We start from the raw sequence: 16124 nt of genomic DNA, 5'->3' as shown, positions 1-16124 counted from the left end.
GGCTGGATTTCCCATCGGGTGGACCGTGGAGGGCGGAGGGCGTCGCCCGTGTTCTTCGCCTCACCCGACCGCCGGGGCGAGCGCCCGCTCGCACATCTGGCGGGCTGCTCCGGCGCGCTGGTGGCCGATGGCGATGCCGGCTTCAACGCGCCCTACGAGAAGGCCCGACCGGGCGGCCTGCTGCCCGTCCGATCCGGCGCTCACTCGGACCGGTCGGGTCGACCCGCTGCGAGCCTCCGCTCGTCCGAGACAAGGGGCATTGCCCGTCGCGTAGAGGCTTGGCGGGACGCTCCCGTCGCGGGGCTCCCCAGACGCGGTTGTGCCCCGCTCCCTCAGGGGCGAACCGAGACCGTCGCGCAGCGGCGAGGACTCTAGGTCTCCGCCGGGGCCGGGCGGACCTTCGGCTTGGCAGCCACGGCTTCACGCAAGACCTTGCGGACTTCCTCGGCCGAGTAGGGCTTGCGCACGAACTCGAAGCCGTGCGCGTCGTTGGCCGCCAGCACGTGGCTGTAGCCGGAGGTCAGGACCACCGGCATCTCCGGATGCAGCGCGCGCAGCCGCTTGGCCAGCTCGATCCCACCCATGCCCGGCATCACCACGTCCGAGAAGACCGCGTCGAAGCGGAACGGCACCGCCTCGATCTCGGCGAGCGCCGCCTCCGCCGTCTGGGTCAGCACCGTGCTGTAGCCGAGGTCGTGCAAGATCTGCGTGCAGAACCGGCCGATCTCCACGTTGTCCTCGACCACCAGGATGCACTGGTCGCCGTCCTCCAGCGCCTGTCCCTCCGGTTCGGGGGCGGGTTTCTCCCCGCCGATTCCGGCCTCGGCCTGGGGCAGGTAGAGCGTGAAGGTGCTTCCTCGCCCCACCACGCTGGCAACGTCGACGTCGCCGCCCGATTGCTTGGCAAAGCCGATCACTTGGCTCAATCCCAGACCGGTGCCCTTACCCACCTCCTTGGTCGTGAAGAACGGCTCGAAGATGCGGGTGAGCTGCTCCTTCACGATCCCCGATCCGGTATCCGAGACCGAGACCGCCACGAAGGCGCTCGGCGAGCCCGCGTGGCCGCGGATCGAGGGCTTGGGTCGCCCGCAGGTCAGCTCGATGGTGAGCGTCCCCTCGCCGTTCATGGCGTCGCGCGCGTTCACCGCGAGGTTCACCAGCGCGGTTTCGAACTGCACCGAGTCGGCGCGCACCGCGCATGGGCCCTCGGCCAGGGTCGTCACGATCCGGATGCGGGCGCCCGTGAGTGAGTCGAGCATCTGGGCGATGCCGCGGATGCGCTCGCCGGCGTCGAACACCGCGGGCTTGAGCGCCTGGCGCCGTGCGAAGGCGAGCAGTTGCGCGGTCAGCTTCGCGGCCCGCTCCACCGTGTCCGAGACCGCGTCGAGGTAACGGCGCCGGCGCTCCTCCGGCAGGTCCGGCCGGCGCAGGAAGTCGGTCGAGGACCGGATGATGGTCAGCAGGTTGTTGAAGTCGTGCGCCACGCCCCCGGTCAATTGGCCGATGGCCTCCATCTTCTGCGCCTGCACGAGAGCGTCCTGCGCCTCGGCGAGTTCCTGCGTGCGCGCCGCCACGCGCCGCTCCAGGGCCTCGTTCATGCCGTGCAGCGTCTCCCGGAGCCGCCGCTCCGCGACCGCGCGCCGGTCGATGTTGCGTGCGACACGAACGACCAACGCAGCCAGCCAGAGGGTGAGGACGGCCATGAGCAGGGCCGTGCCGGTCTCGGCCTCGATCAGGTCGGAGCGGACGGCCTGGAGTTGCAGCCAGCCCAGGACCAGCGGCGCCACCACGACGGCGGGAAGCAGGTGGCGCGTCGGGGACCCTGCCTCGCCGGCGCAGAGCAGCGGCGCGATCCAGGGCCGGGTCGGGCGGCTGAACAGCGCGCCGACGGCAAGGACGCCCAGGGTGACCGCGGTCACGAGCGCCATGCGCGAGAACGGGCCGGCCTGATGCAGGGCGCCGAGCCCGTACGCGTAGCCGAGAACGCCCGCGGCCGCGATGACGAAACCCCAAAGGGTTGCGAGCGTGCCGAGGTCGCGCAGCCAGCGCCTCGGCGCGTCCTGGAAGAGGAGACCAACCGCGACGGCCGCGATGCTCGCGGCCGTCGCCAGGGCCATGCCGCTCCCGGGCTTCAGAGGTCCGAAGGCGAGGCGCTGGACCCAGTCGTCGAGGCGGACCGGCAGCGGCAGGAGGTATTGCAGGATCCCCCCGATGCCGACGGCCGCGGCGGCTGCGGCGATCCATCGGCCTGCCCGGCGGACCGGACGGGATGCGCCGGAGCCCGTGCCGAGCAGGAGCGCCGTCGCAAGCATCAAGATGCCGATGGCGGTCAGGACGACCATCGGCGGCTGGCCGGGGACGATGCGCCTCAGGATCGGCACGTCGAAGGCCCAGCCGGACAGGACGGTCAGGGCGGCCGCGAGGCCGACGCCGCCGCTCGCCCGCGCGATCAAGCGCGCCCTGGGAGCGGATCGGGCTGGTTCCCTCGACGACGGCGGGGCGGGGTCGAGGCGCTCGCGCTCAGCCATTCCGCGTCGGCCAAGCAAAGTTGGGTCGCGCTTCTCGCCCCGGTCGCTCGCATCGTTCGTCGTGGTCCCGCATCGTCACCAAGCTTGGTCATCGTCGCGGGAGCCTGGCCGCCCTATGGCCGACGGGTCTCTCGCCTCCTGGACTGGAACGTACCAGCCTCGCCACCGTTCGCGACGCCTTCTACACCGGGGACGCGGTTGCCGCGAGGATGAAGCGGGTCACGGTGCGGTCGCCCCGCCTTGACAGGGCGGGGCCGGAGGCGATGAATGGAGGCTTCGGGGAGCGATCCCCCGACGAGGCTCCGGCCGAAGAATCGCGTCCCGCCTGCAATTGCTGCAAGGACGCGTCATGCCCGTGCCCAACACCATCTCCGTCGAGAAGCTTGCGCGCCTGATCGGCACCCCGGGGGGGCCGGTCGTCGTCGACGTGCGCACGCACGACGCGTTCGAAACCGACCCGCGCTACGTCCCCGGCTCCCTCGTCCGATCCCCTTCGCGTCCGGCCGAGTGGGCATCGGCCCTGCGCGGTCGGTCCGCCGTCATCGTCTGCACGGACGGCCACCGGCACGCCCACGGCGTCGCCGCGTGGCTGCGAAGCGCCGGCGTCGGGGCGGAGACCCTGGAGGGCGGCCTGCTCGGCTGGGCGGCGGCCGGGTTGCCGATGGTCCCGGCCGACACGCTGCCCGACCGCGACGCGCAGGGCCGCACCGTCTGGGTGACGCGGGCGCGGCCGAAGGTTGACCGCATCGCCTGCCCCTGGCTCATCCGCCGCTTCGTCGACCCCGACGCGGTCTTCCTGTTCGTGCCGGCCCCGGAGGTCCTCGGCGTGGCCGAGCGCTTCCGGGCAGCCCCCTTCGATCTCGACGACCCGGACGTCGTCTGGAGCCACAGGGGCGAGCTCTGCACCTTCGACGTCATGGTCGAGGCGTTCGGCCTCGCCACGCCGCCGCTCCTGCATCTCGCCACGCTGGTGCGCGGGGCCGACACCGGCCGACCCAACCTCGCGCCGGAGGCGGCCGGCCTGCTCGCGGCCTCGCTCGGCCTGTCGCGCATCTACACCGACGACCTGCAGCAACTCGACGCCGGCATGCTCCTCTACGACGCCTTCTACCGCTGGTGCCGCGACGCCACCGCCGAGACGCACAACTGGCCCACCAACAAGCCCTGGGAGAGAGCCTGACCATGGCCGCGACCATACGCATCCAGACCGCGCCGGAGCCCGGCGCGGCCGCCCAGGAAGCGCCGTTGCCCGTGACCCTGGCCGAAGCCGTTCCGGTCTGGGCGCGCATCGCCGCGCTCTCCTTCGGCGGCCCGGCCGGGCAGATTGCCGTGATGCACCGCATCCTCGTCGAGGAGAAGCGGTGGATCTCCGAGAACCGGTTCCTGCACGCCCTGAACTTCTGCACCCTGCTGCCCGGCCCCGAGGCGCAGCAGCTCGCCACCTATGTCGGCTGGCTGATGCACGGGACCCGTGGCGGCCTCGTCGCGGGCGGGCTGTTCGTCCTGCCGGGGGTCGTCGCCATCATGGCGTTGAGCTGGGTCTACGCGCTCTACGGCAATGTGGGCCTCGTCGCCGGCCTGTTCTTCGGCCTGAAGGCCGCCGTGCTCGCCATCGTGCTGCAGGCCGTGATCCGCATCGGCCAGCGGGCGCTCAAGGGGCCCGTGATGGTCGGGCTCGCGGCGGCGGCGTTCGTGGCCATCTTCTTCTTCGACGTGCCCTTTCCGCTGATCGTTCTGGCGGCGGGCGTCATCGGTTATCTCGGCGGTCGAGCCCGGCTGCCGCAGTTCAAGGCCGGAGGGCATGGCGGGGGTGGCAAGGTCCTCGAAGGCCCCTTCCTGCTCGACGACCACGAGCTTCCGCAGGAGCGGGCTGCGGCCGGGCCTACTCTGCGGCGGCTGCTGACCTGGGGCGCGATCTGGCTGGTGCCGGTCGCCGCCCTCATCCTCGCCCTCGGGCCGGACGATGTTTTCAGCCACGTCGCGGTGTTCTTCTCCAAGATGGCGATGGTGACGTTCGGGGGCGCCTACGCGGTGCTCTCCTACGTCGCCCAGCAGGCGGTGGAGCATTACGGCTGGCTCAGGCCCGGGGAGATGCTGGACGGCCTTGGCATGGCCGAGACCACGCCAGGGCCCCTGATCATGGTCACCCAGTTCGTGGGTTTCATGGCAACCTTCCGCAATCCGGGCGCCCTGCCTCCGCTTGTCGCCGGGACGCTGGGCGGTCTGCTCACCACCTGGGTCACGTTCGCGCCCTGCTTCCTCTGGATCTTCGTCGGCGCCCCTTACGTCGAGCGCCTGCGCGGCAACCGGGCGCTCGCGGCGGCGCTCTCGGCCATCACCGCCGCGGTGGTGGGGGTGATCCTCAACCTTGCCGTCTGGTTCGCCCTGCACACCATCTTCGCCCAGACGCGACCGATGACGGTCGGGCCGCTCCGGTTCGACGTGCCGATCCCATCGAGCCTCAACCCTTGGGCGCTCACCCTGGCTGCCGCGGCGGTGATGGCGGTCTTCAGGTTCAAGCTTGGCATGATCCAGACGCTCGCGGCCTGTGCTGCGGCGGGCATGGCTCTGCGCCTGGCAGGGCTCGTGTGATGGCGACTGAGCCTCGCTGACGCTGCGGCGATCGGCCGAGCCCCACGCCGGTCGGCCGGTGCGGCGAGCCTGGGCCAGCCGACCGGCCGCTCGCCGGATCGGCGGTCAGCCTGTCGGTTGCCATGTCCCGCGGCACGTCCGGTTGGGCCTGCCACCGGGTTGCTCGACCTGGCCGCAGCGCTGGAGGCGCAATGCCACGATCCAGCACAGCACAGCCCAAGCCGAGCCGACGCATCCGCCGGCCAGGACGTCCGTCGCGGAGTGGACGCCGACCTAGACCCGGCTCGCCGGCATGAAGGTGTCGGAGGCGTGAGTGCGTCACTTCCTCAGCGGCACGCCCTTCGTGGTGAACCGCTGGCCGCCGCCGTGACGCACAGGCCGCGGCTGGCCCCGCCCCTTCCCCGCGCCCAGGCCCGTTCCCGGCGGCTGCGAGAACGGCACGAGCTGGTCCGGCCGCGGCCCAATGAGATCGGCGCGGCCCATCTCCCTGAGTGCCTCGCGCAGAAGCGGCCAGTTCTCGGGATCGTGGTAGCGCAGGAACGCCTTGTGCAGTCGGCGCTGCCGCATCCCCTTGATCGCCTCGACCGGCTCGCTGCCGCCGCGCCGCACACCTTTCAGCGTGTTGACCTCGGTGTGGTACATGGCCGTCGCGGTCGCCATCGGCGAGGGCAGGAACGTCTGCACTTGGTCGGCGCGGTAATCGTTCTTCTTGAGCCACAGCGCGAGCTGCAGCATGTCCTCGTCGGTCGTGCCGGGATGGGCCGCGATGAAGTACGGGATCAGGTAGTACTTCTTGCCCGCCTGCTTGGCGGCTTCGTCGAACATCTCCTTGAAGCGGTCGTAGGTGCCGATCCCCGGCTTCATCATCTTGTCGAGGGGGCCGCGCTCGGTGTGCTCGGGCGCGATCTTCAGGCGGCCGCCGACGTGGTGGGTCACGAGCTCCTTGACGTATTCGGGGCTGCGGACCGCGAGGTCGTAGCGCACGCCCGACGCCACCATCACCTTCTTGACGCCCTTCACCTCGCGGACCTTGCGGTAGAGCCGGATCAGGTCGTCGTGCGAGGTGTTCAGGTTCGGGCAGATGTCCGGAAAGACGCAGGAGGGCAGCCGGCACGCCGCCTCGATCTTCGGGTCCTTGCAGGCCATCCGGTACATGTTGGCGGTCGGCCCGCCGACATCCGAGATGACGCCGGTGAAGCCCGGGGTCTTGTCGCGGATCCGCTCGATCTCGCGCAGGATCGAGCCCTCCGAGCGGTTCTGGATGACCCGGCCCTCGTGCTCGGTGATCGAGCAGAAGGTGCAGCCGCCGAAGCAGCCGCGCATGATCGTGACCGAGAACTTGATCATGTCCCAGGCGGGGATCTTCGCGTCGCCGTAGGACGGATGGGGCGCGCGGGCGTAGGGCAGGTCGTAGACCGCATCCATCTCGTCGCTGGAGAGCGGGATCGGCGGCGGGTTCAGCCACAGGTCGCGGTCGCCGTGGCGCTGGACCAGCGGGCGCGCGTTTCCGGGATTGGCCTCCCGATGCAGCACGCGCGAGGCGCGGGCATAGGCCTCCTTGTCGTCCTTGACCTCGTCGTAGGCGGGCAGCCGGATCACGGTGTCGCCGGGCCGGCGGGCGGCGGCCTCGTCGGTCGAATCGAGGTCGTCGGCGGGCAGCTCGGTGTAATGCTCGGGCACGCGGCGGAACAGCGCGACGCCGCGGACCGCGTCGAGCTGGTGCGGCGCCTCGCCGGCCGCGAGGCGGTTGGCCACCTCGACCACGGCGCGCTCGGCGTTGCCGTAGAGGAGAAGGTCGGCCTTGGCGTCCGCCAGGATCGAGCGGCGCACCTTGTCGGACCAGTAATCGTAGTGGGCGATGCGGCGCAGCGACGCCTCGATGCCGCCGAGCACCACCGGCACGTCCTTGTAGGCCTCGCGGCAGCGCTGCGTGTAGACGATGGTGCAGCGGTCCGGGCGCTTTCCGCCCTCTCCGCCGGCCGTATAGGCGTCGTCGTGGCGCATGCGGCGATCCGCGGTGTAGCGGTTGACCATCGAATCGAGGTTGCCGCCGGTGACGCCGAAGAACAGGGTCGGCTTGCCGAGCGCCTTGAACGGCTCCGCCGAATGCCAGTCGGGCTGCGCGATGATGCCGACCCGGAAGCCCTGCGCTTCGAGCAGCCGGCCGATGATGGCCATGCCGAAGCTGGGATGATCCACGTAGGCGTCACCCGTCACCAGCACGATGTCGCAGGCGTCCCACCCGAGCGCCGTCATCTCGGCGCGGCTCATCGGCAGGAACGGCGCAGCCTTTCCGGGGGACGGTCTGCAGGCGAAGGGAGCCAAGGATCGTTCGGCTGAAGCTCGGAGTTCCATGGCGTTGATCCATAGGCCCACAGGACCGCGAGCTCAACGAAGGGCAAGGCCGGTGGCGTGATCTTGAACCCGCACGCCGGTGCCGGGAACGCCAGGGTTCGCCGCGAGGCGCTCCGGCGACCCGCTGGAGTGACGCCGCCGCAGCCAGGGCGGCCGCCGCGAACGGCAGGCAATTAGTTTCTTCAATCGTCCTCGCCGTGGCGGTCTAACCGCGGAGGTCGGGCCCGCCTGTTCGGTGCCTGGGCCAGCGTCGAGGAGGACGAAGATGGCGGCGACCCCGCGCGAGATCAGGCTGACGGAAGAGCGCCGACGCCTCGACGTGATCTGGGAGGACGGCACGGCCTCCCGCCTGATGGCCGCGACGCTTCGGGCCCACAGCCGCAGCGCCGAGACGGTGCGTGCCGGGATCGACGGGCTTCCCCCTGCCCTGCCGCACGACATCGCGATCACCGGGGTCGTGCCGGTCGGTGCCTACGCCGTGAACCTCGTCTTCTCCGACGGACACGACCGCGGGATCTTTCCCTGGCCCTACCTGCGGGCTCTTGCCGACGGCGCGGCGGCGTGAGGGAGGCGGCGATGGGTCAGGACGCGATTCAGGATGCGACCTCGGAGGTCGCCTGCGACGTGCTGGTGATCGGCGGCGGCACCGCCGGGCCGATGGCGGCGCTGAAGGCCAAGCTGCGCAACCCGGCGGCCCGGGTGATCCTGTTGGAGAAGGCCAATGTGAAGCGCTCGGGCGCAATCAGCATGGGCATGGACGGGCTGAACAACGCCGTCATCCCCGGCTACGCCACGCCGGAGCAGTATACGAAGGAAATCACCATCGCCAACGACGGCATCTGCGATCAGGCGCCGGTCTACAAATACGCCGAGCGCTGCTTCGAGATCATCCAGGAACTCGACCGCTTCGGCATCCGCTTCCAGCGCGACGGCAACGGCGATTACGACGTCAAGAAGGTGCACCATCTCGGCACCTATGTGCTGCCGATGCCCAATGGCGACACGGTCAAGAAGGCGCTCTACCGGCAATTGCGCAAGGCGCAGGTGCTGATCTCGAACCGCTTCATGGCGACCCGCCTTCTCAACGCCCCGGACGGCGCGGCGGCCGGCGCGGTGGCGGTCAACACCCGCACCGCCGAGTTTCTCGTGATCCGCGCCAAGGCGGTGATCCTGTGCCTGGGCGCGGCCGGGCGGCTCGGCCTGCCGCATTCGGGGTATCTGTGGGGCACCTACGAGAACGCCGCCAATTCCGGCGACGGCTATGCGATGGCGTATCACGCAGGCGCCGGACTCGCGAACCTCGAATGCTTTCAGATCAACCCGCTGATCAAGGACTATAACGGTCCGGCCTGCGCCTACGTCGCCGGTCCGTTCGGCGCCTACACCGCCAACAGCGCCGGCAACCGCTTCATCGAGTGCGACTACTGGTCGGGCCAGATGATGCAGGAATTCTACAACGAGCTTCAGAGCGGCAACGGCCCGGTCTTCCTCAAGCTCGACCATCTCCACGCCGACACGGTCTCGGAGATCGAGACGATCCTGCACAAGGTCGAGCGGCCCTCGCGCGGACGCTTCCACGAGAACCGCGGCACCGATTATCGCCAGCGGATGGTCGAGATGCACATCTCGGAGGTGGGCTTCTGCTCCGGCCACAGCGCGTCGGGCGTGTTCGTCGATGAATTCGCCCGCACCACCGTGCCCGGCCTGTATTCGGCCGGCGACATGGCCAACGTCCCCCACAACTACATGCTGGGGGCCTTCACCAACGGCGCGGTGGCGGGCGAGCACGCCATCGACCGCGCGGGGGAGATCGATCTGCCGGAGATCGACGCCGAGGCGGTGGCCCGCGAGCGCGCGCGGGTGCTGGCGCCGACCCGGCGCGAGGACGGCATCCCTCCCAACCAGATCGAGTACAAGACCCGCCGCTTCGTCAACGACTACCTGCAGCCGCCGAAAGTGACGGCGAAGATGGAGATCGGGCAGCGGCGCTTCGCCGAGATCCGCGAGGATCTGGAGACGCGCATGGTCGCCCGCGACAGCCACGAACTGATGCGCGCGCTGGAGGCGTCTTCGATCCTCGACTGCGCCGAGATGGCCGCCCACGCCTCGCTCTACCGCACCGAGAGCCGCTGGGGCCTCTACCACAACCGCACCGACTTCCCCGAGAAGAACGACGCGGAATGGTTCTGCCACACGATCCTGCGGAAGGTGGACGGGCGCATGGTCAGCGAGAAGCGGCCGGTCACCCCCTACATCGTGCCGATCGAAGCGGAAGAGCGCGGCGCCTACGACCGCCAGCGCGTCCGCCGGCAGGCTTGAGCCAAGGAGATCCCGATGCCTCTCGCCCACCAGCCCAGCACGGTCCCGGTCACCGTCGACGCCGAGAAATGCATCGCCGACAAGGGCTGCACGGTCTGCGTCGATGTCTGCCCGCTCGACGTGCTGCGGATCAGCGACCTCACCGGCAAGGCACACATGAAGTACGACGAGTGCTGGTACTGCATGCCCTGCGAGACCGACTGCCCGACCGGCGCCGTCACCGTCCAGATCCCCTACCTGCTGCGGTGAGCCCGATGCCCTTCACCGATCCGTTCGAGGATTTCGGCGACGTCGCCGAGATCGCCCGCGGCCTCGACGATGCCGATCCGGCGGTGCGCCGGGTCGCGGTGCTCGCGCTCGCCGAGACCGCCGACCCGGAGGCCGTGCCCCCCCTTGCCCGGGCGGCCGCCGATTCCGACCCGGATGTGCGGCGGCAGGCGGCTCTGTCTCTCGCCGGCTTCGACGGCCCCGACACGGCGGCGGCGCTGGCGGCTGCGCTCACCGATCCCGACCGGACGGTGGCGGCGGCCGCCGCCGAGAGCCTGACCGAGCTGAAGGATGTTCGCGCCGGCGCGCCGCTGCTGCCGCTCGCCGGGCATGCCGACGCCTTCGTCCGGGCGGCCGCCCTACGGGCCCTGCGGGGCCTCAGGCTGCCCGAGGCGCTCGGACCTGCCGTCGCGGCGCTCGGCGACCCCGAGCCGGCGGTGCGGGCGCAGGGCGTCGGCGTCATCGCCTACCTGAAGCGGGAGGAGGCGCTGCCCTCGCTCATCGCCGCGACCCGCGACGCGGATGCCGAGGTGCGCCGCGCCGCGGTCGGCGGCCTCGCCTTCTCCCGCCACAACAGCGCCGTCGAGGCGATCGCGGGCGCGCTGCGCGACCCCGAATGGAGCGTGCGCGAGACCGCTGCCGAGGCGCTCGGACGGGTCGGGGCATCGGAGAGCGCCGAGGTCCTGATCGCGGCGCTCGATGACGCCACCTGGCAGGTTCGCCAGAAGGCGCTGCGCAGCCTCGGCCGTCTCAAGGCCCGCCGCGCCGTGCCGACGGTGGTCGCGGCCCTGTCGGAGGACATGGCCTCCCTGCGCAAGGAAGCCGCCGCCGCGCTCGGGGAGATCGCCGATCCGGCGGCGCGGGCGGGGCTGGAGGGTGTCGCGAACGATCCCGACCCGGACGTGCGCAAGACCGCGCGCTGGGCGCTTGCGCGGCTGGCGGCGTAGAGGGCGCCGGGGAAGCCGCGCCGGCCGGCGGCGGTCCCGTTACCAGAGGGTCCGCTGCGCCCGCTCGGCCCAGGCGCTGTCGTAGGCCGCTCCGCCGACGCGGCCGTCGCTCATCTCGGCCAGGATCTGACCGGGCGTCGGCAGCGACCCGGGATCGACGTGGCTCTCCGTTCGCCAGAGGCCGGAGCGGATCAGGGCGCGGGCGCACTGGAAGTAGACCTCCCGGACCGTGATCACCATCACCGTCCGCGGCGCCTTGCCCGCCACCGCGAAGGACGCGCACAGGGCAGGATCGTCTTCGATCGACGCGAGGCCGTTCACCCGCATGGCGTTCCCGACCCCGGGGACCAGGAACATCAGTCCCACCCGCGGGTCCTCGACGACGTTGCGCAGGCTGTCGATCCGGTTGTTGCCGCGCCGGTCGGGCAGCAGCAGCGTCCGGGGATCGGCGATGCGCACGAAGCCCGGAACGTCGCCGCGCGGCGAGCAGTCCAGGCCGCCGGGACCGGACGTCGCCAGGGCGAGGAAGGGCGCTGCCTCGATGAAGCGCCGGTAATGCGGCGTGATGTGGTCGGCGACCTTCGCGGTCGATGCCTCGCCGACGGCACCGAAATCGCCGTAGATGCGCTCCAGCTCCGCGATCGTCCGGACAGCCGCCATCGCTCGCAATCCCCCCTCACGCCGCCGGACGGCTTAGCCTGGGCGGTTGCAGCCGCAAAGACCGGCGCGGGGTTGGCGTTGCCGGTCGTATCGGTCGAGACCTCGGCACCGGCGGCGCCATGACGGCCCGAACCGAGCGCTCCGAGGCATCGGCCCTGGACCTGTCCGGCTAGCCTTCCGTCAGGACGATCTCCTGCAGCCGTCCCGGCCGCAGCAGGCGGATATGCGCGGCGTCGATCGACACGATGCCCTCGCGCTGGAAGCGCTTGAGCATCATCGTCACCCATTGCCGCGTCGAGCCGACGAGGGCGGCGAGTTCGTCGTGGGTGATGCGGCGGCGGATGATCACCGTGCCGTTCTCCGAACTGCCGTAGAGGTCGCCGAGGTTGAGCAGCAACTGCGCCAGCCGCTCGATCACCGAGCGCGTGCCGAGCATCTGCGCCATGGCGGTGTAGCAGCGGCCCTTGGCCTCCAGAGCGGCGATGAGGCAGAGCGCGAAGCCCGGCATCTGGCGGATCAGCCCGCGCAGGGTCGCGCTCGACAGAACCGTGACCCGCACCGGCTCGATCGCCGTGCCCGACCATTGGTGGCAACCGCCGCCGTAGATGCTCGGGCCGCCGATGAAGTGGCCCGGCGTCCAATAGGCCAGCGTCACCTGCCGGCCCGACGGACCGGAATAGAATACCCGGACCCGGCCCTCCTCGATCAGGAAGATCCCCTCGTGCGGCTGGCCCTGCGTGAACACGCTCTCGCCCGGCGCGAGGCTGACGGGGCGGCCGGCGGCGCGCACCCGGGCGATCTCGGCGGGGGTGAGCCCGTCGAGGAAGCCGGCGCCGTCGTCGAGGCCCTCGACCGTCTCGCTGAGGAACAGGGCGCTGGCGATCAGGGGCGCCGGACGGCGGGGTTCGGACAGGGCGAGCGATGCCGACGACATGAGGGACCTCGGAAAAACGTTCGCGCACGGAGCCGCGGGCCCGCCCCGTCGTCCGCCTCGATTATCGGCGCGGCCTGCCTGAGAGCAATTCCAAATCAGGATGTCGTCAGAACAGATTCTTCTCCCCTCGAACATTCCGCGAGAAGAGATTTTTCGATGACCAAGAACAGTCGTGCCTCTGCCCACATCTCGTGGCTCCGACGAAATTAATTGCTCGTCGCGCGCGGCGTTCGAACGGCACATCCGGGGGATCGCCGCCCGCGTGAGCGGTGGAAACACCTGCCCCACGGAGCCTCCCGGTGACCCAGCACGCCCCGCTCAGCCGCCGCCTCGCCGCTCTCCTCCTGACCGCCACGGCGTTCGGCGCGATGACGCCCGGCTTGGCCCGGGCCGAGACGATCCGGGTCGCCGTCGGCACGCAGGACACCACGATCAATTGCGCCACCGGCGGCCTGCTGATCCGCGAACTGAAGCTCCTCGAGAAATTCCTGCCGCGGGACGGCCGCTACAAGGACGCGACCTACGACATCCAGTGGCGCAACTTCACCAGCGGCGCGCCGCTGACCAACGAGATGGTGGCGGGCAAGCTCGATCTCGGGGCGATGGCCGACTTCCCCGGCTCGCTCAACGGTTACGCCTTCGCCAAGGCCGGGCGCCGCTCGCTGTTCATCTCGGTGCTGTCGGGCAGCGTGCGCGGCAGCGGCAACGGCATCGTCGTGCCGAAGGAATCCCCGGTGCAGTCGCTGTCCGAGCTCAAGGGCAAGACGGTCTCGGTGCCGTTCGCCTCGACCGCGCACGGGCTGCTGTTGCGGGCGGTGAAGGCGCAAGGATGGGAGCCGGGCCGCGACGTCACCATCATCACCCAGGCGCCGGAGGTGGCGGGCGCGGCTTTGCTGGCCAACAAGATCGACGCGCATGCCGACTTCGTGCCCTTCGCCGAGCTGTTCCCCTGGCGCGGCTTCGCCCGCAAGATCTACGACGGCGCGCAGGCCGACGCCCCGACCTTCCACGGCGCCCTGGCCGACGGCGACTATGCGGACAAATACCCGGAGATCGTCACCGCCTATCTTCGCGCGTCCCTCGAGGCGGACCGGCTGATCGCCGCCGAGCCGGAAAAATATTCGGAACTGATCGAGCGGGTGACCGGCATCGAGGCGGAGGTCGCCTACCTGTTCCACGGACCGCTCGGCCTCCAGACCCGCGACCTGACCTGGAAGCCGGAATACCGGCAGGCGGTGAAGACCTCGTTCGAGACGCTCAAGCTCCTGAAGAAGGCCGATTCCGACATCGACCTCGACCGTTTCGTCGATGACCGCTTCATCCGCGCGGCGACGGCCGAGGCCGGCCTCGACTACGAGGCGCGGCTGAAAGCATACGCCCCGCTGCCGCTTACGGCCAACGACAGCGCCACCGGCCAGCCGATCACCGATCCGTCCCGCGTCGCGCAGCTCTGGATCCGCGGCGAGGACAAGGTCCGCCACTACGCCTCGCCGGAGGCGGCGTTCGCCGCGCTCGCCGAGCAGGAGAGCCAGGGACGCGAGGCCCGCGCGATCTACGCGCAGGACCGGGGCAGCGGCATCAAGCTGTTCGCCAATCAGGCTTGGTACGTGCGCGATGCGCAAGGCCGGTTGAGCGCCTTCCTGCTCAAGGGCGATGCGCAGGCCCATGCGGCGGCGAAAGGCGGCGACGTGATCGACTTCGCTGCCGCGCGCGGCGGCCACGCGCGGCTGTCGGCGCGATGAGCCTGCCGATGAGCGCTTCGGTGATCGAGACGGGTGCTCCGATCCGCGCGCCGCGCGGCCGGGCGGTGCGGCTCCCGCGAACGCTGCCACTCGGGCGGCTCGCTTTGCGCGGGCTCGCCCTGGGCCTCAGCCTTCTCGCGTGGCACGTGGCGGCGCGCTATCGGCTCGATCTCGGCCTCGTCACCTTCCGCAACGTGCCGACCCCGGCGGCCGCGGCGCAGGCGGCCTGGGCGCTGCTCCACGCCCCCGCGCTGCCAACCCATCTGGGGGCCAGCCTCGCGCGGGTGCTGTCGGGCTTTCTCGCCGCGCTCGTGGTCGGGGTCGCGCTCGGCCTCGCCATCGGCCGCTCACGGTCCGCCCGCGACCTGCTGTGGCCGCCGCTCGAGGTGCTGCGGCCGATCCCGGCGGTGGCCTGGATCCCGCTCGCGATCCTGATGTTCCCGTCCTCCGAGGTGTCGATGGCCTTCATCACCTTTACGGGCGCGCTGTTCCCGATCCTGCTCAACACCGTGCATGGCGTGGAATCGGTGCATCCCCGGCTGGTGGCCGCCGCCCGCAGCCTCGGCGCGGGCGATGCCGCGATCCTGCGCGAGGTGATCCTGCCCGGCGCCACGCCGAGCATCGTGACGGGCGCGGCGATCGGCATGGGCACGGCGTGGTTCTGCCTCGTGACCGCCGAGATGATCTCCGGCCAGTACGGGATCGGCTACTTCACCTGGGAATCCTACACCCTGCAGAACTACGACGACATCGTCGTCGGCATGCTGCTGATCGGCGTGCTCGGGATGGGGTCGAGCCTCATCGTGCGCTGGCTCGGCGCGCGGGCGACGCCCTGGATCGGCGCGGGAGGCCAGCGATGAGCGCGGGCGCGGCACGGATCCAAGCGGGCACCGATCGGAGCGAGGCCGGGCACGTCGCCATCCGCGACGGGGCGATCCGCCTCGGTCAGGGCACGGCCGCCTTCGACGTGGTCGAGGCCATCAGCCTCGACATCCCGGGCCGTCAGTTCGTCTGCATCCTCGGGCCCTCGGGCTGCGGGAAGTCGACCCTGCTCGGCGCGGTCGCCGGGCACCTCGCCCTGTCGCGCGGCAGCGTCAGCCTCGACGGCCGGGCGATCGCCGGGCCGCATCCCGACCGCGGCATCGTCTTCCAGCAGCACACCCTGTTTCCCTGGCTCAGCGTCACCGACAACGTTGCCTTCGGCCTGAAGATGAAGGGCGTCGGCCGCCGGGAGCGCCGGGAGCGCGCCCGCGCGCTGCTCGCGCAGGTCGGCCTGTCCGACTTCGCCGGGCGCTATCCGGCCGAATTGTCGGGCGGCATGCAGCAGCGGGTGGAGATCGCCCGCGCGCTCATCAACCGGCCCCGGATCCTGCTGATGGACGAGCCGTTCGGGGCGCTCGACGCGCAGACGCGGCTGACGATGCAGGAATTGCTGCTCGACATCTGGACCCGGCACCGCACCACGATCCTGTTCGTGACGCACGACATCGACGAGGCCCTGTTCCTGGCCGACCGCCTCCTCGTCATGACGCCGCGGCCGGGGCGCATCCTCGACGACATCCCTCTCGATTTCGGGCGCCCGCGCGACCGCGGCCTGATCACCGATCCGCGCTTCACGGCGATCAAGCAACGCTGCCTCGCGCTCCTGCACAGCGATCCCGGCCATGTGCCGCTCGCCCGCTTGAGCCCGATCGGGGTGCCGGCCTGACCTCGGCGCCTTCCGCTCCGAGGACCGGAGCCGATCATGACCATCGGACCGGTGATGCGGCGATGCACGGGC

14 protein-coding genes are annotated in these 16124 nt (G+C 70.8%); 9 read left to right on the top strand and 5 right to left on the bottom strand.

Annotated features, from left to right (window positions below; genetic code table 11):
- Positions 1 to 60: 60 nt before the first annotated feature.
- On the bottom strand, positions 61 to 204 hold the full coding sequence (locus HNR51_RS18590; protein ID WP_182555934.1) for a hypothetical protein: 144 nt from the start codon (positions 202 to 204) through the stop codon (positions 61 to 63).
- Positions 205 to 371: 167 nt separating this feature from the next.
- The gene (locus tag HNR51_RS18585) at positions 372 to 2528 is read right to left on the bottom strand and encodes an ATP-binding protein (protein WP_182555933.1); all 2157 of its coding nucleotides are present in this window, start codon (positions 2526 to 2528) and stop codon (positions 372 to 374) included.
- 349 nt (positions 2529 to 2877) lie between these two features.
- Between HNR51_RS18585 and HNR51_RS18580 the strand changes: the two genes are divergently transcribed.
- Positions 2878 to 3708 (top strand): chromate resistance protein ChrB domain-containing protein, encoded by an 831-nt coding sequence (locus tag HNR51_RS18580; protein WP_182555932.1) that lies wholly within the window; start codon positions 2878 to 2880, stop codon positions 3706 to 3708.
- A 2-nt stretch (positions 3709 to 3710) separates the two neighbouring features.
- Entirely contained in the window at positions 3711 to 5120 is a 1410-nt protein-coding gene (gene chrA / locus HNR51_RS18575) for a chromate efflux transporter (protein WP_182555931.1), read from the top strand.
- 318 nt (positions 5121 to 5438) lie between these two features.
- Here chrA and HNR51_RS18570 read toward each other — a convergent pair whose 3' ends face one another.
- Entirely contained in the window at positions 5439 to 7475 is a 2037-nt protein-coding gene (locus tag HNR51_RS18570; protein ID WP_182555930.1) for a YgiQ family radical SAM protein, read from the bottom strand.
- A 265-nt stretch (positions 7476 to 7740) separates the two neighbouring features.
- Between HNR51_RS18570 and HNR51_RS18565 the strand changes: the two genes are divergently transcribed.
- From HNR51_RS18565 to HNR51_RS18550, 4 genes are read left to right on the top strand one after another with little or no spacing between them, the layout of a single operon-like run.
- Complete coding sequence (locus HNR51_RS18565; RefSeq protein WP_182555929.1) at positions 7741 to 8040, top strand: gamma-butyrobetaine hydroxylase-like domain-containing protein; 300 nt, start codon at positions 7741 to 7743, stop codon at positions 8038 to 8040.
- 11 nt (positions 8041 to 8051) lie between these two features.
- The gene (locus tag HNR51_RS18560) at positions 8052 to 9794 is read left to right on the top strand and encodes a fumarate reductase/succinate dehydrogenase flavoprotein subunit (protein ID WP_182555928.1); all 1743 of its coding nucleotides are present in this window, start codon (positions 8052 to 8054) and stop codon (positions 9792 to 9794) included.
- 15 nt (positions 9795 to 9809) lie between these two features.
- Entirely contained in the window at positions 9810 to 10043 is a 234-nt protein-coding gene (locus tag HNR51_RS18555; protein WP_012455913.1) for a 4Fe-4S dicluster domain-containing protein, read from the top strand.
- A 5-nt stretch (positions 10044 to 10048) separates the two neighbouring features.
- The gene (locus HNR51_RS18550; protein WP_182555927.1) at positions 10049 to 11008 is read left to right on the top strand and encodes a HEAT repeat domain-containing protein; all 960 of its coding nucleotides are present in this window, start codon (positions 10049 to 10051) and stop codon (positions 11006 to 11008) included.
- Positions 11009 to 11047: 39 nt separating this feature from the next.
- Here the strand turns inward: HNR51_RS18550 and HNR51_RS18545 are convergent, their stop codons facing one another.
- On the bottom strand, positions 11048 to 11668 hold the full coding sequence (locus HNR51_RS18545; RefSeq protein WP_182555926.1) for a pyridoxamine 5'-phosphate oxidase family protein: 621 nt from the start codon (positions 11666 to 11668) through the stop codon (positions 11048 to 11050).
- Between the two features lie 169 nt (positions 11669 to 11837).
- Entirely contained in the window at positions 11838 to 12602 is a 765-nt protein-coding gene (locus tag HNR51_RS18540; RefSeq protein WP_012455910.1) for a Crp/Fnr family transcriptional regulator, read from the bottom strand.
- A 299-nt stretch (positions 12603 to 12901) separates the two neighbouring features.
- Here HNR51_RS18540 and HNR51_RS18535 point away from each other — a divergent pair, with 299 nt between their 5' ends.
- Genes HNR51_RS18535 through HNR51_RS18525 form a run of 3 tightly spaced genes read left to right on the top strand, consistent with a single transcriptional unit; the run spans position 12902 to position 16052 of the window.
- Positions 12902 to 14344: an ABC transporter substrate-binding protein gene (locus HNR51_RS18535; protein ID WP_239681562.1), complete on the top strand. Its 1443-nt coding sequence runs from the start codon at positions 12902 to 12904 to the stop codon at positions 14342 to 14344.
- Between the two features lie 8 nt (positions 14345 to 14352).
- Positions 14353 to 15204, top strand: coding sequence for an ABC transporter permease (locus HNR51_RS18530; RefSeq protein WP_239681563.1), 852 nt, complete (start codon positions 14353 to 14355; stop codon positions 15202 to 15204).
- Entirely contained in the window at positions 15201 to 16052 is an 852-nt protein-coding gene (locus tag HNR51_RS18525) for an ABC transporter ATP-binding protein (protein ID WP_182555925.1), read from the top strand. Before HNR51_RS18530 ends, HNR51_RS18525 begins: the two co-directional genes overlap by 4 nt.
- Positions 16053 to 16124 lie beyond the last annotated feature (72 nt).

The sequence above is a fragment of the Methylorubrum thiocyanatum genome (genome assembly GCA_014138645.1).
Classification (GTDB): domain Bacteria; phylum Pseudomonadota; class Alphaproteobacteria; order Rhizobiales; family Beijerinckiaceae; genus Methylobacterium; species Methylobacterium thiocyanatum.
This window is presented reverse-complemented; position numbering and strand designations above follow the sequence as displayed.

What these genes read in the sequence shown, in the direction of transcription:
- HNR51_RS18525 (WP_182555925.1), top strand. Translation starts at nt 15,201, where the DNA reads ATGAGCGCGGGCGCGGCACGGATCCAAGCGGGCACCGATCGGAGCGAG.
- HNR51_RS18560 (WP_182555928.1), top strand. Translation starts at nt 8,052, where the DNA reads ATGGGTCAGGACGCGATTCAGGATGCGACCTCGGAGGTCGCCTGCGAC.
- HNR51_RS18545 (WP_182555926.1), bottom strand. Translation starts at nt 11,668, where the DNA reads ATGGCGGCTGTCCGGACGATCGCGGAGCTGGAGCGCATCTACGGCGAT.
- HNR51_RS18540 (WP_012455910.1), bottom strand. Translation starts at nt 12,602, where the DNA reads ATGTCGTCGGCATCGCTCGCCCTGTCCGAACCCCGCCGTCCGGCGCCC.
- HNR51_RS18570 (WP_182555930.1), bottom strand. Translation starts at nt 7,475, where the DNA reads ATGGAACTCCGAGCTTCAGCCGAACGATCCTTGGCTCCCTTCGCCTGC.
- HNR51_RS18550 (WP_182555927.1), top strand. Translation starts at nt 10,049, where the DNA reads ATGCCCTTCACCGATCCGTTCGAGGATTTCGGCGACGTCGCCGAGATC.
- HNR51_RS18530 (WP_239681563.1), top strand. Translation starts at nt 14,353, where the DNA reads ATGAGCGCTTCGGTGATCGAGACGGGTGCTCCGATCCGCGCGCCGCGC.
- HNR51_RS18580 (WP_182555932.1), top strand. Translation starts at nt 2,878, where the DNA reads ATGCCCGTGCCCAACACCATCTCCGTCGAGAAGCTTGCGCGCCTGATC.
- HNR51_RS18585 (WP_182555933.1), bottom strand. Translation starts at nt 2,528, where the DNA reads ATGGCTGAGCGCGAGCGCCTCGACCCCGCCCCGCCGTCGTCGAGGGAA.
- HNR51_RS18565 (WP_182555929.1), top strand. Translation starts at nt 7,741, where the DNA reads ATGGCGGCGACCCCGCGCGAGATCAGGCTGACGGAAGAGCGCCGACGC.
- chrA (WP_182555931.1), top strand. Translation starts at nt 3,711, where the DNA reads ATGGCCGCGACCATACGCATCCAGACCGCGCCGGAGCCCGGCGCGGCC.
- HNR51_RS18555 (WP_012455913.1), top strand. Translation starts at nt 9,810, where the DNA reads ATGCCTCTCGCCCACCAGCCCAGCACGGTCCCGGTCACCGTCGACGCC.